30 protein-coding genes are annotated in these 26,778 nt (G+C 67.6%); 9 read left to right on the top strand and 21 right to left on the bottom strand.

What is annotated here, in order from left to right; translation table 11 throughout:
• Positions 1–130: 130 nt before the first annotated feature.
• Positions 131–706 (bottom strand): redoxin family protein, encoded by a 576-nt coding sequence (locus tag AC3WJR_RS14655; protein ID WP_131532774.1) that lies wholly within the window; start codon positions 704–706, stop codon positions 131–133.
• Between the two features lie 19 nt (positions 707–725).
• Between AC3WJR_RS14655 and argH the strand changes: the two genes are divergently transcribed.
• The 5 genes from argH to AC3WJR_RS14630 are packed head-to-tail and all read left to right on the top strand — an operon-like array spanning position 726 to position 5,342.
• Positions 726–2,096, top strand: coding sequence for an argininosuccinate lyase (gene argH, locus AC3WJR_RS14650; RefSeq protein WP_492726169.1), 1,371 nt, complete (start codon positions 726–728; stop codon positions 2,094–2,096).
• Positions 2,093–2,350, top strand: coding sequence for a hypothetical protein (locus AC3WJR_RS14645; protein WP_492725680.1), 258 nt, complete (start codon positions 2,093–2,095; stop codon positions 2,348–2,350). Before argH ends, AC3WJR_RS14645 begins: the two co-directional genes overlap by 4 nt.
• Positions 2,351–2,362: 12 nt before the next feature.
• Positions 2,363–3,631, top strand: coding sequence for a diaminopimelate decarboxylase (gene lysA, locus AC3WJR_RS14640; RefSeq protein WP_492725679.1), 1,269 nt, complete (start codon positions 2,363–2,365; stop codon positions 3,629–3,631).
• Positions 3,628–4,395 (top strand): precorrin-2 dehydrogenase/sirohydrochlorin ferrochelatase family protein, encoded by a 768-nt coding sequence (locus AC3WJR_RS14635; RefSeq protein ID WP_492725678.1) that lies wholly within the window; start codon positions 3,628–3,630, stop codon positions 4,393–4,395. Before lysA ends, AC3WJR_RS14635 begins: the two co-directional genes overlap by 4 nt.
• Complete coding sequence (locus AC3WJR_RS14630; protein WP_492725677.1) at positions 4,392–5,342, top strand: zinc transporter ZntB; 951 nt, start codon at positions 4,392–4,394, stop codon at positions 5,340–5,342. Before AC3WJR_RS14635 ends, AC3WJR_RS14630 begins: the two co-directional genes overlap by 4 nt.
• 162 nt (positions 5,343–5,504) lie before the next feature.
• Here AC3WJR_RS14630 and AC3WJR_RS14625 read toward each other — a convergent pair whose 3' ends face one another.
• From AC3WJR_RS14625 to AC3WJR_RS14540, 18 genes are all read right to left on the bottom strand, one after another.
• Positions 5,505–5,909 carry a flagellar export chaperone FliS gene (locus tag AC3WJR_RS14625; protein ID WP_492725676.1) on the bottom strand — a complete coding sequence of 135 codons (405 nt, stop codon included), beginning with the start codon at positions 5,907–5,909 and terminating at the stop codon, positions 5,505–5,507.
• Positions 5,906–7,396, bottom strand: a complete 1,491-nt coding sequence (gene fliD / locus AC3WJR_RS14620; protein WP_492725675.1) for a flagellar filament capping protein FliD — start codon at positions 7,394–7,396, stop codon at positions 5,906–5,908. The genes AC3WJR_RS14625 and fliD overlap by 4 nt, the downstream gene beginning before the upstream one ends.
• Before the next feature lie 83 nt (positions 7,397–7,479).
• Positions 7,480–8,607 (bottom strand): EscU/YscU/HrcU family type III secretion system export apparatus switch protein, encoded by a 1,128-nt coding sequence (locus AC3WJR_RS14615; RefSeq protein WP_492725674.1) that lies wholly within the window; start codon positions 8,605–8,607, stop codon positions 7,480–7,482.
• Positions 8,607–9,386, bottom strand: a complete 780-nt coding sequence (fliR, locus tag AC3WJR_RS14610; RefSeq protein WP_492725673.1) for a flagellar biosynthetic protein FliR — start codon at positions 9,384–9,386, stop codon at positions 8,607–8,609. The genes AC3WJR_RS14615 and fliR overlap by 1 nt, the downstream gene beginning before the upstream one ends.
• Before the next feature lie 166 nt (positions 9,387–9,552).
• Positions 9,553–9,822 carry a flagellar biosynthetic protein FliQ gene (locus tag AC3WJR_RS14605; RefSeq protein WP_354278930.1) on the bottom strand — a complete coding sequence of 90 codons (270 nt, stop codon included), beginning with the start codon at positions 9,820–9,822 and terminating at the stop codon, positions 9,553–9,555.
• A 4-nt stretch (positions 9,823–9,826) separates the two neighbouring features.
• Positions 9,827–10,609 (bottom strand): flagellar type III secretion system pore protein FliP, encoded by a 783-nt coding sequence (fliP, locus tag AC3WJR_RS14600; protein WP_492726167.1) that lies wholly within the window; start codon positions 10,607–10,609, stop codon positions 9,827–9,829.
• Positions 10,610–10,641: 32 nt separating this feature from the next.
• On the bottom strand, positions 10,642–10,902 hold the full coding sequence (locus AC3WJR_RS14595; RefSeq protein ID WP_277970522.1) for a FliO/MopB family protein: 261 nt from the start codon (positions 10,900–10,902) through the stop codon (positions 10,642–10,644).
• 6 nt (positions 10,903–10,908) lie between these two features.
• Positions 10,909–11,211, bottom strand: a complete 303-nt coding sequence (gene fliN / locus AC3WJR_RS14590; RefSeq protein WP_010161280.1) for a flagellar motor switch protein FliN — start codon at positions 11,209–11,211, stop codon at positions 10,909–10,911.
• Entirely contained in the window at positions 11,208–12,212 is a 1,005-nt protein-coding gene (locus tag AC3WJR_RS14585; RefSeq protein WP_354278932.1) for a flagellar motor switch protein FliM, read from the bottom strand. The genes fliN and AC3WJR_RS14585 overlap by 4 nt, the downstream gene beginning before the upstream one ends.
• Positions 12,213–12,215: 3 nt before the next feature.
• The gene (locus tag AC3WJR_RS14580) at positions 12,216–12,815 is read right to left on the bottom strand and encodes a flagellar basal body-associated FliL family protein (protein ID WP_354278933.1); all 600 of its coding nucleotides are present in this window, start codon (positions 12,813–12,815) and stop codon (positions 12,216–12,218) included.
• An 18-nt stretch (positions 12,816–12,833) separates the two neighbouring features.
• A complete protein-coding gene (locus AC3WJR_RS14575; RefSeq protein ID WP_492725672.1) occupies positions 12,834–14,579 on the bottom strand; it encodes a flagellar hook-length control protein FliK in 1,746 nt (581 codons plus the stop codon).
• Between the two features lie 41 nt (positions 14,580–14,620).
• The gene (locus AC3WJR_RS14570; RefSeq protein ID WP_354278935.1) at positions 14,621–15,037 is read right to left on the bottom strand and encodes a hypothetical protein; all 417 of its coding nucleotides are present in this window, start codon (positions 15,035–15,037) and stop codon (positions 14,621–14,623) included.
• Positions 15,030–16,358: a FliI/YscN family ATPase gene (locus AC3WJR_RS14565; RefSeq protein ID WP_492725671.1), complete on the bottom strand. Its 1,329-nt coding sequence runs from the start codon at positions 16,356–16,358 to the stop codon at positions 15,030–15,032. Before AC3WJR_RS14565 ends, AC3WJR_RS14570 begins: the two co-directional genes overlap by 8 nt.
• A gap of 286 nt (positions 16,359–16,644) precedes the next feature.
• Positions 16,645–17,385 carry a FliH/SctL family protein gene (locus AC3WJR_RS14560; protein WP_492725670.1) on the bottom strand — a complete coding sequence of 247 codons (741 nt, stop codon included), beginning with the start codon at positions 17,383–17,385 and terminating at the stop codon, positions 16,645–16,647.
• On the bottom strand, positions 17,378–18,385 hold the full coding sequence (fliG, locus tag AC3WJR_RS14555; protein WP_354278938.1) for a flagellar motor switch protein FliG: 1,008 nt from the start codon (positions 18,383–18,385) through the stop codon (positions 17,378–17,380). Before fliG ends, AC3WJR_RS14560 begins: the two co-directional genes overlap by 8 nt.
• Positions 18,382–20,118, bottom strand: coding sequence for a flagellar basal-body MS-ring/collar protein FliF (gene fliF / locus AC3WJR_RS14550; RefSeq protein WP_492725669.1), 1,737 nt, complete (start codon positions 20,116–20,118; stop codon positions 18,382–18,384). Before fliF ends, fliG begins: the two co-directional genes overlap by 4 nt.
• 1 nt (position 20,119) lies before the next feature.
• Positions 20,120–20,479, bottom strand: a complete 360-nt coding sequence (gene fliE, locus AC3WJR_RS14545; RefSeq protein ID WP_492725668.1) for a flagellar hook-basal body complex protein FliE — start codon at positions 20,477–20,479, stop codon at positions 20,120–20,122.
• On the bottom strand, positions 20,476–21,753 hold the full coding sequence (locus AC3WJR_RS14540) for a sigma-54 interaction domain-containing protein (RefSeq protein WP_492725667.1): 1,278 nt from the start codon (positions 21,751–21,753) through the stop codon (positions 20,476–20,478). The genes fliE and AC3WJR_RS14540 overlap by 4 nt, the downstream gene beginning before the upstream one ends.
• A 246-nt stretch (positions 21,754–21,999) precedes the next feature.
• Here AC3WJR_RS14540 and AC3WJR_RS14535 point away from each other — a divergent pair, with 246 nt between their 5' ends.
• Positions 22,000–22,875, top strand: a complete 876-nt coding sequence (locus AC3WJR_RS14535) for a flagellin N-terminal helical domain-containing protein (protein WP_492726165.1) — start codon at positions 22,000–22,002, stop codon at positions 22,873–22,875.
• Between the two features lie 363 nt (positions 22,876–23,238).
• Here the strand turns inward: AC3WJR_RS14535 and AC3WJR_RS14530 are convergent, their stop codons facing one another.
• Positions 23,239–24,003: a glutaminyl-peptide cyclotransferase gene (locus AC3WJR_RS14530; RefSeq protein WP_492725666.1), complete on the bottom strand. Its 765-nt coding sequence runs from the start codon at positions 24,001–24,003 to the stop codon at positions 23,239–23,241.
• Positions 24,000–24,563, bottom strand: coding sequence for a helix-turn-helix domain-containing protein (locus tag AC3WJR_RS14525; RefSeq protein WP_492725665.1), 564 nt, complete (start codon positions 24,561–24,563; stop codon positions 24,000–24,002). The genes AC3WJR_RS14530 and AC3WJR_RS14525 overlap by 4 nt, the downstream gene beginning before the upstream one ends.
• A gap of 99 nt (positions 24,564–24,662) precedes the next feature.
• Between AC3WJR_RS14525 and AC3WJR_RS14520 the strand changes: the two genes are divergently transcribed.
• The 3 genes from AC3WJR_RS14520 to AC3WJR_RS14510 all read left to right on the top strand — a co-directional run bounded on the left by AC3WJR_RS14520 (position 24,663) and on the right by AC3WJR_RS14510 (position 26,728).
• Entirely contained in the window at positions 24,663–25,136 is a 474-nt protein-coding gene (locus AC3WJR_RS14520) for a DUF6456 domain-containing protein (RefSeq protein WP_492725664.1), read from the top strand.
• Positions 25,137–25,167: 31 nt separating this feature from the next.
• Positions 25,168–26,112, top strand: a complete 945-nt coding sequence (gene dapF, locus AC3WJR_RS14515) for a diaminopimelate epimerase (RefSeq protein ID WP_492725663.1) — start codon at positions 25,168–25,170, stop codon at positions 26,110–26,112.
• Between the two features lie 103 nt (positions 26,113–26,215).
• Positions 26,216–26,728, top strand: a complete 513-nt coding sequence (locus AC3WJR_RS14510; RefSeq protein WP_492726163.1) for a glycine zipper 2TM domain-containing protein — start codon at positions 26,216–26,218, stop codon at positions 26,726–26,728.
• Positions 26,729–26,778 lie beyond the last annotated feature (50 nt).

Below are 26,778 nucleotides of genomic sequence, written 5' to 3'. Positions count from 1 at the left end.
ACGATCAAACCCTCCCGTTCGGGCTGAGCGAAGTCGAAGCCCCCTGCGTAGCGCAAGGCCCTTCGACTTCGCTCAGGGCGAACGGGGGGGGCGGAGCGCGCTGCTACTTCCGGGAGGGATCGGCGCGGTGTTACTTCGCCTCCGCCAGCAGCGCCTTGGCTTCAGCACTCGTCCAGTCCATCCCGCCGGTCGAGCGCCACACTTCGTGGCCGGTCGAATCGAACAGGATGCTCATCGGCAGGCTCGCTTCATAGGTGACGCTGAGCGCGACGTTCTTGTCGAGATAGGGTTTGAGCCGCTTGAACCCGTTCTTCGCGAAATACGCGTCGATCGTCGGGCGATCCTTGTCCTGGCTGATCGCGGCGACGGTGATGTCGGCGGCCGCCGCGTCGAGCGTCGGCATTTCCTTGACGCACGGCCCGCACCACGTCGCCCACAGGTTGACCAGCACCGGCTTGCCCTTGAACCGCGCGAGCGTCATCGGCTTGCCGTCGGGGCCTTCGAAGCTGACCGACGGCGCGGGATCGCCCTTGTGGGTGCGGTCGATCTTGTCGGCTTTGGGGGCTGCCGCGACCGGCGCGGATGCCGTCGGCGTCGCCTCCGCTTGCCGGTTGCCCGAGACTTGCTTATCGCAACCCGCAACAAGCCCTAGCAGCAGGACCGGGACGATCGCCGAGCGGAACGAAGAGATGGTCGATGCAGACATGAACGAAACATCCAATGCGATGTGGGGCGGGCGCTTTGCCGAGGGTCCGGCTGCGGTCATGCGATCGATAAATGCCTCGATCCCGTTCGACAAGCGGCTGTGGCAACAGGATGTCGCGGGATCCAAGGCGCACGTCGCGATGCTCGGGCAGCAGGGCATCGTCTCCGCGGACGACGCCGCGACGATTTCGGCAGGGCTCGACACGGTCGCGGCGCATTATGCCGCGCATGGCGTGACCGAGGACATGGTCCTCGAGGACATCCACATGCAGACCGAGGCGCGGCTTGCCGAGGCGATCGGGCCGGTGGCGGGACGGCTCCACACCGCACGCTCGCGCAACGACCAGGTCGCGACCGACTTCAAACTGTGGGTGCGGGACGCGATCGACCAGGTCGACGCGGCGCTCGGTCAGTTCCAGGATGCGCTGCTGACCCGCGCGGCGGAACATGCCGCGAGCGTGATGCCCGGCTTCACGCATCTGCAAAGCGCACAGCCGGTGACGCTCGGCCATCACCTGATGGCGTATCACGAGATGATCGCGCGCGACCGCAGCCGCTTCGCCGATGCACGCGCGCGCGGCAATCTGTGCCCGCTCGGCTCGGCGGCGCTTGCCGGAACGGGCTTCCCGATCGACCGGACCATGACCGCGCAGGCGCTCGGGTTCGACGGGCCGACGCGCAATTCGCTCGACGGCGTATCCGACCGCGACTTCGCGCTCGATTACCTAACCGCCGCGACGCAATGCTCGCTGCATCTCAGCCGGCTGGCCGAGGAATTCGTGCTGTGGGCGTCGCAGCCGTTCGGCTTCGTCTCGCTGTCGGACCAATGGTCGACCGGCAGCTCGATCATGCCGCAGAAGCGCAACCCGGACGCCGCCGAACTGGTGCGCGGGCACGCAGGGCGGATCCTCGGGTGCATGACCGCGCTGATGGTGACGATGAAGGGCCTGCCGCTCGCCTATTCCAAGGATATGCAGGACGACAAGCCGCCGGTGTTCGAGGCACACGACCTGCTCGAACTGTCGATCGCGGCGATGACCGGGATGGTCGCGAGCGCGACCTTCAAGACCGAGCGAATGCGGCAAGTCGCGGAATCGGGCTTTGCGACCGCGACCGATCTGGCCGACTGGCTGGTGCGCGAAGCGGGCGTGCCGTTCCGCGAGGCGCATCACATCACGGGGCAAGCGGTGCGCCGCGCGGAGACGCTGGGCGTAATGCTCGATGCACTGTCGCTCGCGGATCTGCAGGCGATCGACCCGCGGATCGACGCGCGCGTGTTCGACGTGCTGAGCGTCGATGCCTCGGTCGCGAGCCGGACCAGCTTCGGCGGCACCGCCCCTAGCAACGTGCGCGCCGCGGTGGCGGCGGCGCGGGAAGGATCGCATCGATGAAACGCTTGGCTCTCGGGTTTGCACTGGGCGGGTTTGCAGTGGGGCTCCTGCTGTCGGGCTGTGGCGCGTCCTCCGCGCTCAAACCGGCGGAGGGGCAGCCGCTCCCGGTCGCGCCTTATGGGGCCAAGGCGACACCGACACCCACGCAGTTGCTGACTCCCAGCAACCAGGCCCGACCCGAACGCAGCGATGAGCTGCTGAAGAATTCCCAGGAACGGCGCGGCGACGAATTCGATTTGCCCCCGCCCAATTGATCGGCTGATTTCATGGATCATTTTGCTCTCGTCGACGGCGTGATGCACTGCGAGGGCGTGCCGCTGCCGGCGATCGCCGAGGCAGTCGGCTCGCCCGTCTATGTCTATTCGTCCGCGACCTTCCAGCGGCATGCGCGCGTGTTCCGCGAGGGGCTGGCGGCGGCGGGCGACGTCCACCTCGCCTATGCGATCAAGGCCAACCCCAATCTCGCGGTGCTCCGCCTGCTCGCCAATGCGGGGTACGGTGCAGACGTCGTCTCGGGCGGCGAACTCGCGCGTGCGCTGGCGGCGGGGATTCCGGCGGCGGACGTGGTGTTCTCGGGCGTTGGCAAGACGCGCGAGGAGCTGGTCCGCGCGCTCGATTGCGGGCTCGGCCAGTTCAACCTCGAGCTCGAGGAAGAGGGCGTCGTCCTCGCGCAACTCGCGACCGAGCGTGGCGTAACCGCGAACGCGACGATCCGGGTCAATCCGGACGTCGATGCGGGTACGCACGCCAAGATCTCGACCGGGAAGCGCGAGAACAAGTTCGGCGTGCCGATCGACCAGGCGCCTGCGATCTTCGGGCGGCTGGCGGGCTTGCCCGGGCTCAACCTGCGCGGGATCGCAGTGCATATCGGCAGCCAGTTGGGCGATCTTGCGCCGATGGAAGCGGCGTATCGTCGGGTCGGCGCGCTGATGGCCGAGTTGCGCGGTGCAGGCCACCTGATCGACCGGATCGATCTCGGCGGCGGCCTCGGCGTGCCGTATCGCGAGAGCGACGTGTTTCCGAGCCCCGCCGACTTCGGCGCGATGGTCGCGCGGGTGACGCGCGACTGGGGCGTGACGCTGATGTTCGAGCCCGGGCGCGTGATCGCGGGCAATGCGGGCGTGCTGCTGACCAAGGTCATCTGGGTCAAGCCGGGCGTCACCAACCCCTATGTCATCGTCGACGCCGCGATGAACGATCTCGCGCGGCCTGCGCTGTACGATGCTTGGCATGATTTCGCAGCGGTGCGCCCGAACGGGCGGCGGATGATGGCGAATATCGCGGGGCCGGTGTGCGAAAGCGGCGACACCTTCGCGATGGGGCGCGACATCGACGAAGTGGTGAGCGGCGATCTTGCGGTGTTCCGCACCGCGGGCGCTTATGGCGCGACGATGGCGAGCACGTATAACAGTCGGGCGCTGGTGCCCGAGGTTCTTGTGGATGGCGATCGCTTCGCGGTGGTCGCGGACCGGATCAACCCCGAGACGATCCTGGCCGCCGAACGCCTACCCGAATGGCTCAAGCCCAACGCATGACACTCCACAGTCTTCCGCTGTTCGTCCGGCTGGCGGGGCGGCCGGTGATGCTGCTCGGTGTGGGCGAACCCGCGGATGCCAAGCGGCGTTTGCTCGAGCGTGCGGGCGCGGTGATCGTCGGGGAGGATAGCGCGGCGTCGCTCGCGATTGTGGCGATCGAGGATGATGCCGAGGCGCGCGGTGCGATCGACCGGCTCAAGGCGCGCGGCGTGCTGGTCAATGCGGTCGACCGGCCCGACGATTGTGACTTTACGCTGCCTGCGATCATCGACCGCAGCCCGGTGCTGATCGCGATCGGGACGGGCGGCGCATCGGCGGGGCTGGCGGCGGCGTTGCGGCAACGGCTCGAGGCAATGCTGCCCGCGACGCTGGGGCCGCTCGCCGACCGATTGAACGCGATGCGGGGCGCGATCCGGCTGGTGCTGCCCGCGCTCGATGATCGTCGTCGTGCGCTGGGGCGCGCGTTTGCGCAAGGCGGGCCACTCGATCCGCTGACGGCGGCGCCCGAGGCGGTGCCGGGGTGGCTGGTCGATGCGACCGCCTCGCCCGACCGGCTGGTGACGATCCGGTTGACGTCGGACGACCCGGACGATTTGACGCTGGGGCAGGCGCGTGCGCTGGCGCTCGCCGACCGGATCTATGCGCCTGCGGCGACGCCGTCCGCGATCCTCGACCGGTCGCGCGCGGATGCGGTGCGGGTCGTGTCCGAGGTGCCCCCGGTCGAAGGCGAAGCGGGGCTGACGATCTGGATCACGCCGGCATGAGCGGGTTTGCGTACCGGGTGGCGGAAGGGAAGGCCGAGCGGCTCGACATCGCCGCGGCGATGGAGGCGACCGGCGAGCTGATCTGGATTCACCTGACGAGCAACGACGAGCAGGCGCAAAGCTGGCTCGGCGAGACCGCGGGCCTGCCCGACTATGTCGTCGACGTGTTGACCACGACCGAGTCGCGCCCGCGCTGCGATGCGTTGGGCGAGGGCGCGTTCCTCAACCTGCGCGGCCGCTCGAACGAGGAAATGACGGCGTCGGACCCGCTCGCTTCGGTGCGGATCTACGCGGTCGCGGGCCGGGTGTTCTCGGTGACGCGGCGGACGCTGACCGCGGTCGACGACGTGGTGAAGTCGGTCGAGGGCGGGACGATCGCGGACCCGGGCGACCTGATCGCCGAATTCGCCAGCGCGATCACCGAGGAGCTCGACCCCGAGGTGGGCGAGCTGGGCGACCAGCTCGACGATTGCGAGGCGGATCTGGATGCAGACAAGGTGTTCGAACTGCGCCGCAAGGTGACCAAGGTGCGGAGCACCGCGATCGGCTATCGCCGCTTCGTCCAGCCGCAGCGCGCCGCGCTCGAGAAGCTGGCGGCGCTGCCGTGCGACTGGTTGCACGACGATGATCGGCTGCATCTGAATTCCGCCGCCGATCGCGCCGCGCGGATGGCGGAGGAATTGGAGGCGATCCGCGAACGCTCCGCGCTGATGCACGAGGCGCTGACCGATCTGCGCGCGGAACAGATCGATTCACGCTCGCTGCTGATTTCGATCGTGGCGTTGATCTTCCTGCCGCTGACGTTCCTGACCGGGCTCTACGGGATGAACATCGAAGGGTTGCCGTTCGCCAAGGAGCCGTGGGCGTTCGATGTGATCGGGGGCATTTGCATTGCGATCACGGTGGGGATCATCGGCTATTTCAGCGTGAAACGGTGGTTCGGGTAGCGGGGCGAGGCGTAGCCGTCATTCCGTGTCCGCCATCAGCCCCACCACCGTCATCCCCGCGGAGGCGGGGATCCATACGGGCTGGCCTGTCAGAACGGGCGCGGCGTTGAATGGATTCCCGCCTTCGCGGGAATGACGAAGTAAGGGGATAGCCCGCCGACCCTACGCCGCGCGCGCGGTGCGCCAGGCTTGGCCGATCTCGTCGAGCGTGTCCGCGACGTCGCGGAACGGCGCAGGATCGTTGCCGACCGCGGCGTTGACGACCGTCATTCGCGTGCCCGCATACAGCCGGGCGAGCGCAGGGGCGACCGTGCCGCCATTGTCGAAATCGAGCCCGGCTTCGAGCGCGAAAAGGATCGCGGTCGCGCGCGTCACCTTGTCGCTCTTCATCTTGTAATTGTTGTTCTCCGCCGCCCAGGCGGCACCGCGCAACGCACGGATCGCCTGATCGTAGAGCAACTGGACCAGCGCCGGGCCATCCGCCTCGGCGGTCTGGCCGGCGACTTCGATCTGGCGATAGGTCGCTTCGGGGTTGCGGCCGAAGGGCGACGCGTAGGCGAGCGTCATGAGGACTTGTTCCACTGATCGATCTGGTTCTGCAACTGCGTCTGGGTCGCCTTATACGCCGCGACCTTCGCGTCGGAGGCGGCATATTGCTTGGTCAGCCGCTCCTTGTAGACCGCAGCGTCGGACGTGACCTTCTCCTCGGCGACCGAAACCTTGGTCTTGGCGGCGGTGTAGAGCGCGGTGCTGGCGACGAGGCCGGTGATCTCGGTGCGGCCGTTGATGACCGTCTTTCTGCTGACCGCGGCGGTGGAGATGGCGTTGAGTGCTGCGGAAATGCCGCCGCCGGTCGCGCCGGTGCCATCCGCGAACATCGCCTCGACCGCGTCGGGGGTCTTGGTGAGTGCGGCTGTGAGCTGCGACGCGTCGACGCTGAGCGTCCCGTCCTTGTTGGTCTTGACCCCGATGCCGGACAGCGTGTCGGGTGCGCCTGCGGCGCCACCGGTGGTAAGCGGGGTCAGCGTCATCCCGCGCAATGAGCGCAGCAGGTTGGTCGCGCTGAAATCGTTGCGCAGCGGGCCCGATGCGGCGTCGGTCTCGGTCTTCAGTTCGGCGAGCAGCTGGTTGTAGGTTTCGACGAAATCGTTGACCGCCTGGGTCAGTCCCGCGGTCGGCGTCGCGCTGCCGAGCACGACCGGTTTGCCCGCGGCGGTGACGCTCGTGAGCGTGAGCTTCACGCCGTCGACCAGATCCAAGATCGTGTTGCTCGAGCGTTCGACCGGAGTGCCGTTGATCGACAGCTTGGCGTTGGCGGCGGATCCGGTGATCGTGCTGGCAGGCGCACTGCCACCGACGTTGAGCTGCGCCAGTCCGGTCGAATCGCCGCTGAGCGTGAACGCCTTGTCGGTGCCGGTGGGCCCTTTGAGCGACAGCCGCGCCTTGCCGTCGGTATCGGTGACGATCGTCGCGGTCGTCCCGCTGTTCGCGGCGTTGATTGCCTTGGCGATTCCATCGAGCGTGTTGTTGGTGGAGTCGATCGTGATCGCGAAGCTCTTGGTGTCGCCGGTCAGGCCGGAGACGGCCGCGTCCTGTGCAGTGCCCAGCGTCAGCGTCAGCGTGCCGGTGCCGACCTCGGCGGAGCGGCTGGCGAATTTGGTCGTGTTCGTCGACGTCTGTGCCGTGGCAAGCTGGGTTACCTCGACGAATGCCGACAGGCCCGACAGTTTGGCACCCGACAGCGCGCTGGCGGTGAGGACACTGGTGTCGCTGCTGGTCGGCTGGGTCTGGAGGCTGCCACCCTTGACCAGCGTGGTGAGGGCCGTGGCGAAGCTGGTGATGCCGCTCTGCACCTTGGCGACCGAGGAAATCTGCGCGGTGAGCGTGGTGTCCTGCTTGGTGAGCTGCAGGTTCTTGGACGCGAACTGCGCCTGGGTGAGCGAGGCGACGAGGCTTGCGGTATCGACGCCCGAGCCTGCGTTGAGCGAGTTGAGCAGCGACTGGCCGATCGTGGTCGAGCCGGTCGTGGAGGTGGCGCTGGTCGTGGTCGTCATGTGGTCGGTCCCATCGCTCTGCTCTCAAGGTAGAACGGCGGGGGCGGTGGAAACTTTAGGGGTTTTCCGCTTTTTCTGCCCCCTTACGCCGGCTGCACGCCATTCTCGTCGTAGCGCGCGGTTTCGGGGACGAAGATCGGCGGCGGCAGGCCACCCGCCTCGGCGTTGAGGCCGAACACGAACGCGAGCACGGTCGCCAGCGCGACATACAGGTCGTCGCGGACCTCCTGCCCTTCGCGGCTGGTGTAATAGACCGCGCGGGCGAGCGCGGGATATTCGAGCACCGGGATCTGTGTTTCCGCACCCAGTTCGCGGATTGCGAGCGCGACCACGCCGCGGCCCTTGGCGACGACCACCGGGACCTGGTCGTTCATGCGGTCGTAGCGCAGGGCGACCGCGAAATGGGTCGGGTTGGTGAGGATGACATGTGCTTCGCCAACACTCTTGCGCATGCTGCGCATCGACATCTCGCGCTGCCGCTGGCGCAAAGCGCCCTTGGCTTCGGGCGAGCCTTCGGTTTCCTTATTCTCGTCGCGGATCGCCTGTTTGGACATGCGCAGCTTGCTGAGGCGCTGGAACAGCTGGAGCGGAACGTCGATCCCGGCGATCGCGACCATGCCGAACGCCATCGTGAACAGCACGGTGAGGAACGTCCCCGTGAGCGCGGCAACCGCGGTGCTGAAGCTGCTCGATGACAGGCCCATCGACATGTGCGCGACCTGGCCGAGCAGATACCAGCCGATGCTGCCGAGCAGTGCGACCTTGAGCAAGGCCTTGCCGAGTTCGATCCACCCCTGCGGCCCGAAGATTCGCTTAAATCCCGACGCCGGATTGATTCGCGACGCCTTGGGCGCGAGCAGGCTGCCGTTGAACCCGATGTGGCCGAGCCCCGCCTGGCTGAGGATCGCCGCGACGAAGCTGATCGCGAACAGCGATATGAGCGCGGGCGCGACCTTCCACCCGCTTTGCGCGAGCGGGCGGAAGGGTTCGAAATCCTCGATGTCGCGGTGATCGAACGAAAAGCTCGCCGCCATGATCTCCTTGCACGCGCCCACCAGCGACGGCCCCATCACCGCGAGCCACGCCATGCCCGCGAGCATCATCAGCGCGGTCGCGAATTCGCGGGATTTGAGGATGTCGCCCTTCTCGACCGCGTCGCGCTTGCGCTTCGCGGTCGGGGCTTCGGTCCGTTCGCCGCCTTCCTCCGACATCAGCCGAGCACCAGCGTCTGCGCGGCGGCGAGGCCTTCCTGGACGATCACGAGCATGTAATCCCCCATCGTCGGAAACGCCATTGCGAGTGCGATGACGCCGACCGCGAGGCTGGCGGGCATGCCGACCGCGAACAGGTTGAGCGACGGGGCCGAGCGCGAGATCATCCCCACGATCAGATTGAGGCACAACAGCAGGAACCCGACCGGCAGCGCGAGCAGGAGTCCTGCAAGGAACGTATAGCCGCCGAACAAAGCGATATTCTCGAGCTGCGCTGGTTTGAGCCACGCGGCGCCGGGGGGCAGCGCATCATAGGATCTGACGATCATCTCGACCAGCACGAGGTGCCCGTTGACGCTGAGAAACAGCAGCGTGAGCATCATCGTGAAGAACTGGCCGAGCGCCGGGGTCGACTTGCCGTTCTGCGGGTCGATCGCGGAGGCGAAGCCGATCCCCATCGAGGTGCCGATCAATTCGCTGGCGAGCGCAGGTGCGGCGAAGGCGATCTGCAGGATGAAGCCGATCGCGAGGCCGACGAGCGCCTCGGCTGCGACCGCCAGGATCGTTGCGAGCGCGAAGATGTGCTCGGGCGGGGTGATGGTCCGCGACCCCAGCACGAGCACGCCGATCGCCCCCGACAGCGAGACGCGCACGACCAGCGGGATCGACACCGCACTGAACACGGGTGCCGCGATGAACGCCGCGCTGATGCGGACCATGACGAAGATCAGCGCCCACATCTGGGGCTCGATCGAGAGGCCGAGGCCTAGCGGGCCCATTGGCACTCCGGGCTGGCGACGGTCACCCCAACCGCCGTTCGGGCTGAGCGAAGTCGAAGCCTCATGCGCTGCGCAGGCCCTTCGACTTCGCTCAGGGCGAACGGATGGTGGGCGCGTGCAAGCCCTTCGACTTCGCTCAGGGCGAACGGAGGTCGGGCACGGGCGATCATCGCACCAGATCCGGAATCCGCTCGAAGATGCCGATCGTGAAATCGCTCAGCAATCCGATGATCAGCGATCCGAACACCAGCAGCGAAATCCCGACGACGATCAGCTTGGGGACGAACGACAGCGTCTGCTCGTTGATCGACGTCGCCGCCTGGATCATGCCGGTCAGCAACCCCGCGAGCAAAGCGGGGATCAGGATCGGCGCGGAGGCGAGTGCCAGCACCCACATCGTCTGATGCGCGACCGTCAGGAAATATTGTGCGTCCATCAGATCAACTCACGAACGAATTGGCGAGCGACCCCATCGTCAGCGCCCAGCCGTCGACGAGGACGAACAGCAGCAGCTTGAACGGGAGCGAGATGATCGTCGGCGACAGCATCATCATGCCGAGCGACATCAGCACGGTCGCCACGACGAGATCGATCACGATGAAGGGCAGAAACACGAGGAAACCGATCTGGAACGCGGTCTTGAGCTCGCTCGTCACATACGCGGGGAGCAACACCGAGAAGGGGATGTCCGCGGCGTTCTGGTACGGGCCGCTCTTGGCGATGCCGGCGAACATCGTGATGTCCTTCTTGCGCGTCTGCTTCGCCATGAAGGCGTGCAGGGGGACGCCGCCCGCCTTGATCATGTCGGTCGCCCCAATCCTGCTCTCGGAATACGGCTGGATCGCGACTGCGTTGATCTGGCTGATGACAGGCGCCATGATGAAGAACGACAGGAACAGCGACAGGCCGACCAGCACCTGGTTGGGCGGGGTCTGCTGGAGTCCCAATGCCTGGCGCAGGATCGACAGCACGATGATGATCCGCGTGAAGCTGGTCATCATCAGCAGGATGCCGGGAAGGATCGTCAGCAGCCCCATGACGATCAGCAACTGAAGGCTGAGCGACAGCGGCGCGTTGCCGCCGCCGAGATCCTTTAGCGCACGATCCGCCGCGTCACCCACGCCGGGGGCGGGGGCAACGGGTGCGGCCGCTGCGGCGGCGGTCTGGGCGAGCGCGGGATGCGCCAGGACGACCGCGAACAGGATCGCGAGCGCCACGAGCATCAGCTTGCGCCAGTCGAAACGAACGCTCGTGATCACGCCGACGGACCTCCGCGATCGACCAGCGTGATCCCGGTGCGGCTGACCGAGACCAGTAGCCGACGCCCTTCGAAATCGAGCACCGCGAGCCGCACGGTCGGCGAGATCATCATCGTCTCGGTGACCTTGAGCAGCCGGTTGGCGGGCTGCCCGGGCATCCGCGCCTCGAACCGACGCCACAGATACAGGCAACCGATCATCAACCCGCAGACCAGCGGGAGCAGGATGACGAGCTTGAGGACATAGGACCACATCATCGCGCGTCAGGCCCGCTTCTCAGGGGAAACCAGCTCGGTCATCCGCACGCCGAAGCGATCGCCGACCATCACGACTTCGCCGCGGCCGATCAGCGTGCCGTTGACGAGCACGTCGAGCAGCTCGTTCGCCTGGCGGTCGAGTTCGATCACGCTGGTTTCGCCGAGCGCGAGCAGTTCCCGCAGCGTCAGCGAGGTCGAGCCGATCTCGACCGTCAGCTTGACGTCGACATCCTGCAACAAGCGGAAGTTTGCGGCCAGGCTGGCATCGAGCGGGAAGCCGCTCGACGGGGTTGAACTCATGTCGCTCATTGCAAATCGCCCCTGAAGTCGCTGTCGATGTCGTAACAAATCGTGTTGAGCTTGATCGCGGCCTTGCCGTTCGACGTGCCGACGGTGCCGAGCGCGAGCCGGTCGCCGCCGACCATGACGGGCACGTCCGAGCCGACGTTGATCGGGATCACGTCGCCTTCCTTCAGCCCCATCAGCAGGCTGAGCGAAACCATCGGCTCGGCGAGGACCGAGCGGATCGGGAAGCGCACGTCCATCACCGCGCGGGTCAGGCCATTGCGCCAGCTCGGATCGGGTTCGGCGGTCTTGCCGTGGACCTTGCCGGTCAGCGATGGGCCGTGCGGCTTTAACGCGGAAACCGGGTAGAGCAGGTCGAGGAACACCGGCTTGGCGGTATCGACCGCGATGCCGAAGCGCGTGATGACGAGCGCATCGTCCGCGTCGAGATTCGCGAGCATCGCCGGATTGAGTTCGACATGCCCGGGGGTGAAGCTGAGCCGCGCGAGCGGTTCCCAGGCGGCGCGCATCGGTTCGGCGAGCAGCTTGCCGAGCTGAGTCACCATCACCTCGGCGGCGGGGGTGAACTCGGTCGGAAGTTGCGCAGGGGCATGGCCGGTGCCGCCGAAGAACAAGTCGAGCAATTCGAGCACGAACCGCCCGTCGAGCACGGCGAGCGCCTGGCCGGCGGGCTGCCCCGATGGCTGGCTGCCAAGCGTCATCGCCATCGGCAGCCACGCGGTCAGCCCATCGGGGCGTTCCGCGCGGTAGTCGGCGAGCCGCTGGACGACGAGCGGCTCGGCCCAGGTGCGGCATTCGCGGCGCAGCAACGGCTCGAACACCCCGCGCACCCCGCGCGCGAGCCGCGCCGACAGATGCTGGACGGTGTGCAGGTCGCCGAACGGGTTGAGGTTGGTGGCCCCGAGCGCGACGTGCTGCGCGCCCCCGCCCTTGGCAGTGCCCGCGCCCGTGCCTCGCGCCCGTCCACGGCGTTCGTCCGCCGTTGCTGATGCCTCGTTAACCATGCGTCACTGAACAACAAAACTGGTAAAGTAAACGTTACCGACCCCCCCAAATCCTTCCTTTTCCTTGAGAGTATCGTTGATCGCCTTGGCGACGCGACGCTCCAGCTGGCGCTTGCCCTCGCTGGTGAAGACCTGATCCTCGGTGGTGTCGCCGAGCGCCATCAGGATCGACGAGCGCACCGCGATCTCGTTGGTCTTGATGTTCTCGATCACCGAATCGTCGTAAGGCGTCGACACGGCGACCCCGACCTGGACGAAATGGACGCTGTCCTGCAGGTTGGAGGTGAATTCCTTCTCCATCGCGTAGTAATTGGAGGCATATTTGTCGCCGCCGGTGCCGATCGGGGGCTTGTTGGCCGCGGTCGCATGGCCTTCGCCGCCTTCGCCACCCTCGCCGACGCGCTTCTGCTCGCTCTTGGGGACGAGACGCGGGCCTTCGGGCTCGGAATGCTTGCCGCCACCGCCGATGAATCCGGCGTTGACCGCGAACAACGTGCCGCCGATGCCACCGCCGACCAGCGCGAGCAGGCCGACGACGATCAGGATGATCTTCATCATCCCGCCCTTCTTCTTTTTCGCTTTCTCTTCGACGATCTCACTCATGCTCTGCTTCCTTGGGGGTTACGCGAGGCGCTGGTCCTCGGGGGTTTCTTGATCGCGCTGCCCCCGCGCGGCCGCGCGGGGCGGCTGCTGCGGGGCATTGGGGCGCGACTGGGATTGCGATTGGGATTGCGGTTGCGACTGGGATTGGGGCTGGCCCTGTCCCTGTGCTGGCGATTGCGACGACCCTGGGTTGGCGTCGGTCGCGACGGTGCTACCCGCGATCCGCACGCCACGCTCGGCGGCGAGTTCGGTCAGGCGCGGTTGCGCGTCCGCGATCAGCGCGCGCGTGGCCTCATGCTCGACGCTGAAGCTGACGTGAATACGCTCGCCGACCTGTCGCACCGCGATGCCGACGCTGCCGAGCGCGTCGGGGACGAGCCGGATCCGCGTGTCGCGCGAATCGGCGTCGTCGCGCAGCACTTCGATATGGTCGATCATCCGCTGCACGCCGCTGTCCTGCGTGAGGTCGAGCGGCGCACGCTGGGCAGTGCCGGTCGGCTGGACGGGCGTCGTGCTGCCAAGGTCAACTGCGGTGGTGAAGCCGAGTGGGGGCGTGGGCGCTGTGGGGTCGGTGCGATCGGCGACGGGGCGGTCGCGCCAGGTCGTCGCGGAGGCCAGTGCGGCGGCAAAGACCTGCCCGGCGGGTTGCGGGGTGGTGGAGACGGCGATCGGCGGCACAATGCTTCGGTCGGCGCGGACCGGCACGGTTTCGCCATGCGCGGGCATGTCAGCCGTGACGGCGGGGGTATGCCCGTTCAGGGCCGCAGACGTCGTTGCGGTCGCAAGCGGTAGCGCGTCGGTCGCGGCCGGGACAGTGGTGGGAGTCCGAGCTTGGGGGGGCGACGGTGCAGCGGTAACCGCCACTGGCAGCGTTGCGGTCGGGGTCGACCGAGACGTGATTGGAAGCGGCGTAGCCAGTACGACAGTGGCCGCGCCCTCGCCCATGCCGCCGCCCTCCGGATTGGGCAGCGCCCCAAGGGCGGTGAGGATAGCCTGATCGGACGACGCCGGGCGTCCCGCGCGGGTCGAGGCGGCCATGGGGTGCGCGACGGAGGGAGGATTGCCGGGGGAGTGCTCGATCGATGTCGCCACGACCGGACCGGATGAGTCCATTGCCGCATCCGCCTCGGTCGTGTGCTCGGGTGGGAGTGGGGTGATTGGCAGCATCGCGGTCGGTATCACGGGGACGCTGGCCAGCAGGTCGAGGGGCGGGGCCGCCGGATCGTTCGTCGTCGTGTCGGATAGGACAGACGCCTGGTCTGCATCCTCGGCAGGGGCGTCTGCCGTCGGGGTCGTGTTCGCTCCGCGTGCGGCCTTGGCGAGCGTGGACGTTGCCAGTTGGGCGGCGGCGCGCTCGAGCGCGGTGCGTAACGATACGGGCGTGCGGGGCGGGGCGGCTGGCGTGGCGACGGTCGCGCGCCATGCCGGGTTGGCGAGAAGCTGGAACGCGGGTTCGGCAGGCACTGCGTTGCCGTCGTCGGCAAGCGGTTGCCGGTCGAACGTGCCGGCTGCCAGCAGCCTGCCGTTGGGCAGCGGTCCCACCAAGCCCAAGACGGGGAGCGGTAGCGCTGTGGCGGCCGGCACGGTGGCGGTGGCGGTGGCGGCGGGTGCGGCGACCGATGGCGTGCCTGCCAGCAGGTCCCCGAGCGTCTGCGCGAACTGCCCCGCCATCCCGGGCACGCCCGTCACCGACGCCGGCGCAGCGGGCGCTGGCGAAGACGCCGCCGTGGCGGTCGGGAACAGCAGGGTGGTCAGGTCGGTCATGCAGGCATCCAGCGGGGCCGGAAGCGGCACCCGTCAGCGGTTCAGCAAGGATCGTGCCGGATCACGCGAGACGGTGGCATGGCCTCCATCTCGCGCAATTCCTTGAGCGCGGCCTCGGCATCGGCGCGCGCGATCAGCTTCTCGATCGCGCTCTGGTCGCGGCGGGCTTCGCGCGTGGCTTCGGCGGCGCGGGTCGCGACCGCTTGCGCGGCGCGCAGGCGGCCCTCGGCGGCTTCGGCGGAGCGGTGGAGGCGTTCGCGGAAATGCGCGGCGGCTCCCAAGGCGGATGCGCCGATCGGCGCGACCGTCGGCGCGACATTCTCGGACAGCTGGACGATGCGGCCGTGGAGCGTCGTCTCGGCGTGTGCCTTGTCGCGCGCGCGCGCTTCGTCGGCCTGGACGAGCCCGAGCTGCAGCGTGCGGACGCGGAGCAGCCGGTCGAGCTTGGACTTAGGCATCGCCAAACACGCCGATCAGTTCGAGCGCGGAATCGCCGAGCGAGACGGTCTCGTCGGGGTCCTGCTTGATATATTCGAGCACCGCCGGATGGCACGCGATCGCGGCGTCGATCGCCGGGTCCGCGCCCGAGCGATACGCGCCCATCAGCACGAGATCGCGATTCTCCTCATAGGTCGCGAGGTGGCGGCGCAGCACGCGCGCGGCGCGCTGGTGCGGCTTGTCGACGATGTCGGTCATCACGCGGCTGACCGAGGGACCGAGGTCGATCGCGGGATAGACGCCGCGTTCGGCCAGTTGCCGCGACAGCACGATATGCCCGTCGAGGATCGAGCGCGCGCTGTCGACGACCGGGTCGTTGCCGTCGTCGCCATCCGCGAGCACCGTATAGATCGCGGTGATCGACCCGCCGCTGTGGACGTCGACGCCCGCGCGTTCGATCAGATTGGGGAGCATCGCGATCGCGGACGGCGGATAGCCGCGCGCGGACGCAGGCTCGCCGAGTGCGAGGCCGATCTCGCGCCCGGCGTGCGCGACGCGGGTGAGCGAGTCCATGATCAGCAAGACCTTCTTGCCCTCGGCGCGGAACGCCTCGGCAATCGCATGGGTGCGCAAGGCGCCGCGGATGCGCAGCACCGGCGAATGGTTGGCGGGCACCGCGACGACGACCGAGCGCGCGCGCGCTGCGCCCGCGACCTTGGTTTCGAGGAAGTCGGCGACTTCGCGGCTGCGTTCGCCGATCAGACCGATGACGACGACGTCTGCTTCGGCGGCGCGGACGATCATTCCGAGCAGCACCGACTTGCCGACGCCCGAACCCGCCATGATCCCGATCCGCTGGCCCTGGCCGACGGTGAGCAACCCGTTGATCGCGCGGACGCCGACGTCGAGCGGCTCGAGCACGCGCCCGCGATCGAGCGGCGACTGCATCTTCCCCGCGAGTGGCCAGCGCCCGGCACCGCGGATCGGGCCCAGCCCGTCGATCGGCTTGCCGGTGCCATCGACCACACGCCCGAGCAACGCCGCGCCGACCTCCGCCTCGCCCGGCGCGCCGAGCGGGCGGACCGGGGCTTGCGGCAGGAGCGCGGCGGGGCCGCCTAGGTTCATCAGCAGCGTGCGTCCGTTGCGGAAACCGATCACTTCGGCCTCGACCGCGGCATTGCGGTCGCCGACCTGGCAGACGGTGCCGACCGGCACGGTGAGGCCGACCGCTTCCATCAAGAGCCCGTCGAACGACGCGAGGCGGCCAGAGACCTTTGGGCGGGGCGTGAAATCGGGGACGACGAGCGCATCGAGATAGTCGCCGGTGAAACGGTTCAACATGCGGCGGCACCTTGGGCAGGCGGGGCTTCGACTGCGCTCAGCCCGAACGGGTTGGAGAGGGTGCTCTCACACGGAGCAGGACGAAGTGCCGGGATAAGGCCCTGCCTATTGCTATGCCCTTTCGCATTCCCGTTCGCCCTGAGCGCAGTCGAAGGGCACGTTGCAGCAGAGAACGAGGTGTGCGGTGCGGGCGGAGCTTCGACTGCGCTCAGCCCGAACGGATTGGGAGGAACCCCCTCGATGCCTATGCGGGACGGCACCCCGGATGTCGGACGAAGGGGTGCCATCAGTGCGTCGGTACCGCGACGCGGTCGATCGCCGCGCCGAGTTGCTCGATCCACAATTCGGGGCCGTCTTCGACGATCGTCGACGCGCTTTCGAGGAGGAACGATCCGCGCGTGATCGCGGCATCGCCGATCGCGAAGACCTGCTTGGGCAACTTGCCCTCGAGCAACGCGACGTCCGCCGGGTTGACCCGGAGCATCGCGGATTCGGTGCCGTCGCTGAGCAAATCCGCCGCAGAATCGATCCGCCGCGCGAGCAGGTCTGGCGAAATCCCGACTTCGCCGACGATCTGCGTGACGAGGAACATCACGGTCTGGCGCAACCGCCGCGCGGTGGCCTCGCGGTCGAAGCGTTCGCCCGCCTGGAGCGCGGCGGCGAGTTCGGTCAGCAGGCGGTGGTCGCGTTCGACGTTCGCGGCGACTTCGGCGAGTGCGGCATCCATCCCTTCGGCATAGCCCGCCGCGTGCGCGGCGAGCACCGGATCGACGAACGGCGTCGTCGGCGTGGCCTCCGCATCGAAGATATCCCAGCCTTCGGTCGGGTTGGTATCGCGATCGGCCGGGGAAAAGTGCCGCGGGCCCTCGGGCTTGGGCGCAAAGACGACCGGGGCGCTGCTGCCGCCCGCGCGTTCGCGCAGGTCGGCGGCGGCGAACCCGCCCGCCACGCGTGGCGCGAACGCGGCCTTGAGCGCATCGGCGATGCCCTGGCTGCGCGGCGAGAAACCGGCGACGAACTCAGACATAATCATCCTCGCCTGCACCCATCTGGATCGTGCCGTCCTTGGCGAGATTGCGCGCGATCTGGATGATGATCTTCTGCGCATCGAGCACTTCGCTAAGCTTCATCGGCCCGCGCGATTCCATCTCGTCGCGAATGCCGTCGGCGGCGCGGCTCGACATGCAGCCGAGGAAGCGTGCGCGGATGCTTTCGTCGACGCCCTTCAGCGCGCGCGTCAGCACGTCGCTGTCGATGTTGCGGATCAGCGTGCCCAGATTCTTGTCGTCGAGCTCGAGCAGATTGTCGAACACGAACATCGCTTCCTCGATCGCCTTGGCGACGTCGCGGTCGATCTTGAACAATTTGGGCATGACGCGGAGTTCGGTCGCCTTGCGCCCGCTCGACAGGATCTTGGCGGCGTCCTTGGTGCCGCCGAGCGTGACGCCCGCCTGCGCCTTGCCGGTGCTGGTGCGGTTGGCGAGCATGGTCTTGAGCGTCTCGACCGCCTCGGGCGTGATCGGCCCCAATCGCGCGAGCCGGTGGAGGATGTCGGGCTGGACCGCATCGGGCATCAGTTCGAGCACCTGCGCACCGATCGTCGGGTCAAGGTTGGCGATCAGGACGGCGGCGATCTGCGGGTGTTCCTTCTCGATCATCGACGCGATCTCGCCCGCGTCGAGCCAGTCGAGCAGGTCGAGCTGACACGCGTCTTCCGCCGGGACGATCCGCGCGAGGACGCTGTCGGCCTTTTCCTGGCCCAACGCGCGCGTCATCACCGCCTCGATCCGCGGGCGCGGGTCGAAGCCGATCGCGGTCCGCTCGCGCGCATGGCCGACGAAATCGTCGAGCACATCGGCCACTTCGGCTTCGCTCACGTCCGCCACCGCGAACATCGCCTTGCCGAGCTGGCGGACTTCCTCGGGATCGAGCTTCTGCAGGATCGACGCGGCTTCTTCCTCGCCGACGAGCATCATCAACACCGCGGCGCGCTCGACGCCGGTGTAGCTGCGGACCGCAGGCGTCATGACTTGATCATGTCGCGGACCGCGAGCGCGGCGCGCGCGGGATTGTCGCGGGTGAAGCCGCGGACCATGCCGATCCGCTCGTCATAGCTGCGCGCGCCTTCCAGCGCGTCGATCGTGACGGGCTCGCCGGTCTGCGGCGCGGCGGGCCCGCCGCCAACTTCCTCGCCGAGCATTTCGCGCGGCAGGACAGTGCCCTCGGCGGAGGTCTCCTTCTTCTTGCCGATCGCCTTCACGAGCGGACGGACACCGAGCAGCAGCACCAGCAGCGCGACGATGATCGCGGTGAGGTTGCGCGCGACGACCGGCAGCCAGCCGGCTTCGTACCACGGCTGTTTGTCATCGAGCGCCGACGCGCCTGCGAACTTGCGGCTGATGACGGTGACGACGTCGCCGCGCGGCTGGTTGTAGCCGACCGCGCTTTGCACTAGCTGGGTGATCTGCTGGATTTCCATCGTACCGCGCGGCTTGCCGGTCTCGGGATCGCGCAGCAGGACCGCGACCGACAGATGCGTAATCGCGCCGGGGGCGGTGCGGCTGACCGACACTTCCTTGCCCAGATCATAGGCGCGCGAATATTGGTCGGTCGCTTTCAGCGCATCGCTGACCGCGCCTGCTGCCGCGGCGGCGGGGCCGGTCGCGACGCCGGGGGTGGTGGCACCCGGCGCACCGGGGGCACCGGCGGGTGCCGCGGGCTGGGGTGCGGTGAGGGTCGAGGCTGGCGGCGGGGTGTTCGAGAGCGCGCCGGGAATGCCGCCGGGGGCTTGCCCGCCGTCCTTGCCGTTGCTCGTCCACTGGCCCTGTTCGACGCGTAGCGCGCCGGTCTTGTCGTAGCTTTCCTTGGTCGCCTGCGTTTCGTTGAGGTCGACGTCGGCCTGGACTTCGGCGGTGAAATTGCCTGCACCAACCAACGGGGTCAGCAACTGGTTGATCTGCGCGCGGTACTTTTCCTCGACGCGGCGCTGGAACGCGATGCGCTCGTCGGTCGCGGCGCTGATCGCGCTTTCGTTCGCGCCCTTGGTGAGCAGACCGCCCATCTGGTCGACGATCGTGACGTTCTCGGGCTTCATCCCCGGCACCGACGAGGCGACGAGGTTGATGATCGAGGAGACCTGCGCGTCGCCGAGACTGCGGCCGGGCTGGAGCTTGACGATCACCGAGGCGGACGGTGCGGCGTTGTCGCGGACGAACACCGAGGCTTCGGGAGTGGCGAGATGGACGCGCGCCTCGGCGATCGCGTCGATCTCCTGGATCGACCGGGCAAGTTCGGTTTCGCGTGCCTGGCGCAGGCGTTCGCCCTCGACCGCGCGCGAGACGCCCATCGGGAGATTGTCGAGGATCTGGTAGCCGCCGGGCGCTGCCTTGGGCAGGCCCTGGCCCGCCAGCAGGATGCGGGCGCGCGAGAAGTCTTCCTCGTTGACGGTCACCGCGCCGGTCGAATCATCGATGTGCGACTTGATGTTGGCGGTGGTCAGCGCGGTGGTGACCGAGCCCTTGTCGGCATCCGACAGCCCGGAGAACAGCGTCTTTTGCGTCGGGGTCGCCAGCATCATCCACGCGGCGGCCGCGGTGGCGAGCAGACCGACGAGCAGCACCATCGGCAAGCTGCGGCGGACCGCAGGCTGCGCGAGCAGGCCCTGCATCTGCGCGAGCGGGTTGGCGAACCGCTCGGGGACGAGCGACGCGACGCCGGCGGGCAGCTGCGGCTGGGGCGAGGGGGTGAGGGCGTTGCTCATGTCAGACCGGCATGCTCATGATGTCCTTGTAGGCGGACAGTAATTTGTTGCGGACTTGCAGCGTCGCCTCGAACCCGACCGATGCCTGCTGGCGCGCGAGCATCACCTTGGCGATGTCGACGGTTTCGCCGCGCTCATAGCTTTCGCTGAGCTTGGCGGCCTGCGACTGGCCCTGGTTGACGTTCTCGAGCGCGGTTTGCATCGACTGCGCGAAGCTGGCGGGCTTCGTGTCGGCGACCGGGGTTGCCGCAGGCGTCGCGCTGGCGCGCGCGAGCGCCTGGTTGCGTTCGAGAATCTGCGCGCGGAGCGCCATGACGCGGTCGATCCCGCCCGCGCCACCGATGCCACCCACGGAGCTCATGCCGACACCGCGGTGCGGTCATGCGCGCGGATGATGTCGTCGCCTTGTTCTCGGGCCTTGGCCAATCGGTAGCGCAAGGTGCGTTCCGAAATGCCGAGCCGCTTGGCGGTCTCGATCCGGCTGCCGTTGCACGCGGCGAGGGTTTCGCGGATCGCCTGGAATTCGTGCATCTGGACGATGTTGCCGAGCGTCGCGGGGGCCGGCACTTCGGTGACCGCGATCGTCGCGCGCGCGCTCGGGCGGTCGAACACGATATGCTCGGGCAGGATCGTGTCGCCGCCCGCGAACAGCAGCGCGCGCTGGAGCACGTTTTCGAGCTCGCGGACGTTGCCGGGCCAGTCGTGCTGCGACAGCAGCTCGATCGCCTCGGCGCACGGCCAGGGGATCATCGTGCGGTTACCCGCGTGCCGCAGGATCAGCGTCGCGACGAGTGCGGGGATATCCTGCACGCGATCGGCGAGCGGCTTGGTCGTCAGCGGGAAGACCGACAGACGGTAATAGAGATCGGCGCGGAAGCGGCCCGCGGCGACTTCGTCCTGCAAGTCGCGGTTGGCGCTGGCGATGATGCGGACGTCGATCGGCTGCGGCGTGGTCGCGCCGATCGGGACGATCTCGCGCTCCTGCAACGCGCGGAGCAGCTTCGACTGGAGCAGCAGCGGCATTTCCGCGATTTCGTCGAGCAGCAGCGTGCCGCCGTCGGCCGCGCGGAAAAAGCCGTCGCCGCCCGACGAGGCGCCGGTGAACGCGCCCTTCTGATGGCCGAACAGCAACGCCTCGAGCATCGTCTCGGGAAGCGCGGCGCAGTTGATCGCAATGAACGGCTTGGCGGCGCGGTTGGATTTCAGGTGGATCGAGCGCGCGAGCACTTCCTTGCCGGTGCCGGTCGGGCCGTTGATCAGCACCGTAATGTCGGCGGCGGCGACGCGCTCGGCGAGCGTGTGGAGCGCAAGGCTTTCGGGATCGGCGGCGGTCGGCATGTCCGAATCGGCGAGCAATGCGCGGACGAAGCCTGCGCCGACCGCGGCGTCAGTTTCGTCATACGACACATAGGCCGGGTTGCCGTCGCGTGATGGAACGATGTGACGGCCTTCGTGGCCGAGGACGACAGTGCGCGCCGAAACCGGCGGGGTCTCGCCCGGGGCGATGAGGTAGAACTCGCCGGGGGTGCGCTTGCCGTCTTCATACGAACCGATCGTGAAGCCCTGCGCACGCAGGCACGACACGAGCGCGTAATGCTGGCGAAGAATTGCGGCGGATGGAACGATGGATCGCATGGAGCCCCCTCTGGTTGATTCGGGAACTACGGGGTGCCTAGTAAATTCCTTGTTAAGCCGGTCGCCGAACCGGCAATTATTTTCCGCTTTGCCGGTCGTGCCGAGGCGGCATGCGACCAAAGGATGAGGCTTTGGAAAAAGCGTCGGAAGCCCTTAAGCCCGCGCCCAACCGGTCGTTACCTTGGTTGGCGGCTCGGCTCTCCGATAGGGGGCGGCGGGATTGCCGGACCTTTTCGGAGATTTCTCATGACCGTTATCGGAACCAACGTCGCCGCGCTCAAGTCGAGCAACGCATCGAACGCAGCCAACAGCGCCCTGCAAAGCAGCATCGAGCGTCTGTCGACCGGCAAGCGCATCAACTCGGCGAAGGACGATGCCGCCGGTCTCGCGATCGCTTCGTCGTTCACCTCGCAGATCAAGGGCCAGAACCAAGCGATCCGCAACGCCAACGACGGCATCGCGCTTGCGCAGAGCGCTGATAGCGCGCTCGGTGAGGCGAGCAATATCTTGCAGCGTATCCGTGAGTTGGCGGTGCAGTCGGCATCGGGTACGTACAGCGGCGATGGTACGACAGCGAACCCAGGCGATCGTAGCAATCTTCAGGCGGAAGTTACCGAACTCAAAAAGCAGTTGGTCAACATTTCTGCCAGCACGTTCAACGATGTTGCGCTTTTCAAGAGCGGCGAGGCAAACGATATCGATATCCAAACCGGTTCTGGTTCGGGCGACCGGGTTACCCTCTCTATCTCTAAGCTCGATCTCTCGAAGATTTCCGGCGATACCGACGGCGTAGATATCTCGACCGTGGGCGCGAAAGGGGCAGATGCAGATACGCCCGGTACTGGCGCGCTCGGGGCGCTGGATGCGCTCGACACTGCACTGAAGTCCGTCAACACCGCTCGTGCATCGCTCGGTGCCGGTCAAAGCCGCCTCAACTCGGTCGTCAACACGCTGACCTCGAGCGTCGCCAACCTGACCGACGCGCGCAGCCGTATCGAAGACGTCGACTTCTCGACCGAGACGACCAACCTCGCCAAGTCGCAGATCCTCAGCCAGGCGTCGACCGCGATGCTCGCGCAGGCGAACCAGTCGCAGCAGGGCGTGCTGAAGCTGCTCGGCTAAACCGACCGGTCCCGTCGCCCGTCCCCCTATCCTGGGTGGCGGGGCCGACCGGGCCATCCCCCGCCTTTCCTTTATTGGGCAGCACCGCGCGGGGGGCGGTCTCAGATTACCCCGGTGGTCGTGCGCGACTGCCGGGGTTTTTTGCGTGTGGGGGATCCCCAAGCTCCGCGGATCTCTAGCTTAACGCTTCTCAAGGATAGCGCTTCTCAAGGTTAGCGCTTCCCCGGCGAAGGCCGGGGCCCAGTTGTGGAACAGCAGATTGCTGGCGACTGCGCGCCGTTACCTCGGGCATCGCTCCTGGGCCCCGGCCTTCGCCGGGGAAGCGCAGTAGAGGGATAAGTGGGCGCACTGACCTCGCGCGGATCAGCGTGGGCGCTTGATCTCGAACAGGCTCGGCCAGTTCTTGCCCGTCACGTACAGCCGGTGCGCGGCGCGATCATAAGCGATGCCGTTGGGGACCGAATCGCGATCCGCCAGCGCGACTTTGGCGATCAGCGGGGATACGTCGATCACCCCGACGACGCGGCCGTTCGCGGGGTCGATCCGCGCGATGTACGGCGTCATCCAGATGTTGGCGTAGATCTGTCCCTCGACATATTCGAGTTCGTTAAGTTGCTCGACCGGGCGGCCGTTTGCGGTGACGGTGAGGCGACGCACGACCTTCTGCGTGGTCGGGTCGAGGAAGCGCAGCACCGGCGTCCCGTCCGACAGGATGATGTTGCGCCCGTCGTCGGTCATCGCCCAGCCTTCGCCGGTGTAGGTGAACTTGCCGGTGCGCTTGAGGCCGGGGAGGCTCCATTTGAACCCCTGGCCGCCATGCCATGTCACGCTGAGCAACTGGTTGCGCCACGCGACGATCCCCTCGCCGAACAGTTGCGGCGCGAGCTTGACGCTCGCGAGCAGGCGTCCGGTCTTGAGATCGACGCGACGAATGTCGGACTGCCCCTCACGACCCGTGCTTTCGTAGAGCGTGCCGCGGTCGATCAGCAGTCCTTCGGTGAAGGCGCGCGGATCGTGCGGGTAGGTCGCGACGATCTCCGCCTGGGCGACGGGCAGCGGTGCGGGTTGCGCGGGCGCGGGGACGGTTTGCCACGACCAGGCGGCGGCGAGGAACAGGGAGGCTATCATAAGGGACGAACCAATCGGACGGCGGTTGCGATCCACGGCGGATCGGTGACGATTTGCTGGCGGCTGCCGGAGCCGAGCGGTAGCAGATGCAGCCGGGTGCCGTCGCGGTCGATCAGTCGCCCGAACGCGAACCGCCCCGCCGGGCGCGGGACGAGCACGTCGCGGTTGAGCGCGCGCGCGAAATGATCGGGCGACAGGCGTTCGCACCAGATCTCGTCGCCGGCACGGTAATCGCCGATGCTCGCGACGACGCTGACCGCGATATGGTCGGGGGTCGCGACGGGGGGCGCGATCGTCGCGGACCGGCGCGGGGCATAGGCACCGTCGGGGTCGAGTAACGCGGCGACGGGAATGTTGGGCTGGTCGGGCAGGCGTACCAGATCGGCAGCGCGCACCCCGAGCGCATCGGCGATGCGGTTGAGCCAGCCGACCGATACCGTGCGCGTCCCCGTTTCAAGCCGCCCGATCGTCTGCGCGGTGGTCGGCGGGACGCACGCGCGCGCGACATCGTCCAATGTCATGCCCTTGGCACGGCGAACTTCGCGGATGGCGGTGATCATGCGCGTTCCCTGTCAGCTCGATAAACCAGATGGGTTTGTCACTGTCCTACAAACGCGCCTTCGTGGCAATCCCGCGACGACTCGGACGGGAGGTGCACGATGCGGGAATTGGTGGAGCGTGGGTTCGATGCGCGCGGGATCGTGGCGAGTGGGCAGGAGCGTGGGAGGGGGCGTGGACGGACCGTGACGGTCAACCTAGCCGAATCCCCGCTCGGCTGGTTGCGGTCGCGCGGGTTGGTCGATGCGCGGCAGCTTGAGGCGGGAGAAAGGCTGCGTGCGGATTACGAGCGTGCCGCGCTCTCGCCGTCGGTGACGATGCGCTGGGAGGCGCGAGTCGACGGCGGCGGGGGCGATGCGCTCGACCCGGCGAGCGCGCAGATCGCGGCGAAACGTCGGTTCGACGCGGCGCTCGACGGGGCGGGGCGGGGGTTGAACGACGTGCTGTGGCGGGTGATCTGTGCTGGGGAAGGGTTGCCGGATGCCGAACGCGGCCTTGGTTGGCCGCAGCGCAGCGGGCGCGTGGTGCTGACGATCGCGCTCGATCGGCTGGCGGACCATTATGGGCTGGGGTGACGTGCACAGCGGAAGCGACTATGGCGCGGCCATGCAGTTCGACATTCTCAAATGCCACGGTTCGGGCAATGATTTTCCGCTGATCGACGCGCGCGCGATCGACCTGGACGACGCCGATTGGGCGCAGGTCGCTATTGCTTTGGCGGACCGGGCGGGGACGGTCGGCGGCGACGGGATCTTGCTGCTGGCGAACCGGCAGGATGGCTATCCCTTTGAGATGCGGATGTTTAATTCGGATGGTAGCGAATCCGAGACGTGTCTGAACGGGTTGCGCTGTGTCGCCCGGGCGGGGTTCGAGGCGCTCGGGATTGATGCGGCGCGGGTTGGGCTCAAGCAATCGGCGGCGGAGGTGTCGCGCGATCCGGCGCTGGCCCCGGGGGTGCAGACCGTGCGCGAAGTCGCGGGGCCGGCGGAGCTCGACGTGACGCGCTGGCCGCTGCATTCCGGAGCCGACCGGATCGTCGATGCGCAGGTCCCCCTGCTCGGCAGCGAACGGCGCTTTACCGCGGTGGCGATGCCCAACCCGCATCTGGTGACGTTCGTCGGCACGATCGACGAGGCCGAACTCGTTGCTTTGGGGACGCTTTGTGAAGCCGCGCCCGACTGGCTGCCCAACCGCGCCAACGTCTCGTTCGTCGAGGTGCGCGACACGACGACGCTGTTCGTCCGCACGTTCGAGCGCGGGATCGGGCTGACCGACAGTTGCGGGAGCGCGATGGCAGCATCGACCTTCGCCGCGTGCCTGACCGCACGGTGCAGCTATGATACGGAAATCACGGTCCTAAACCGCGGCGGAATGGTCCGCGCGGAAGCGAGCGCGGCGGGGATGGTGCGGCTGTCGGGCAATGCGACGTTCGAGTGGCGCGGGACGGTCGACGTCGACCTGGCCAGCGCGACCGCCGGCCCCGTCACGGTAACGCACCGGCATGACGACGAAATCGCGGCGTGGGAGGCCTTGCGCGCAAGCCTGCGCTGAGCAGTCCCTTCCGGAAATGTCCGGTTCATCGATCCGCGCGCCTAATGCGGGTTCCCCTGGTGGAATGGAGAAGACCCCGATGAATCCTTTCGTTCGTGTCGCGATGCTGCTGGCCGGCTCGAGCCTTGCCGTTGCGGCGCCCGCAATGGCGCAAAGCCAGGCGGACGAAGCGCGTTTCCAGCAGGCGCAACAGCGTTTCGACACCGAATGGCGCAACTTTCGCGCCGAATATGACCGGTATCAGCAAGCGCGCACACGCGGCGTCCGCGGGCAGCGCCCGGGCGACTATGACGACCAGCGGTATGCCGACCCCGAGTATGACCAGCGCGACGAGGGCAATTACGACCCGGCGCGATATTACCGTAACGACTCGCGCTATCAGGAGCGCGTGCTCGCGCCGGACGACCGGGTCTATGCGGGCAATGACGGGCGCTATTATTGCAAGCGCAACGACGGGACGACCGGGCTGATCGCGGGCGCGGTCGGCGGGGGCGTGCTCGGCAACGTGATCGACGGCGGCCATTCGCGCGGCGTCGGCACGATCCTCGGCGCGATCGCGGGCGGCGTCGTCGGCAAGTCGGTCGATCAGAATAATGCTCAGGTGCGCTGCCGCTGAGCGGTGGTGGTGGAGGATGGGAGGCCGCGCGGGGGATGCGCGGCCTTTTG

It is taken from the genome of Sphingomonas sp. FW306-05-A, from assembly GCF_058782275.1.
Note: the sequence above shows the minus strand (reverse complement) of the source record. Positions and strands in the feature narration are given on the sequence as shown.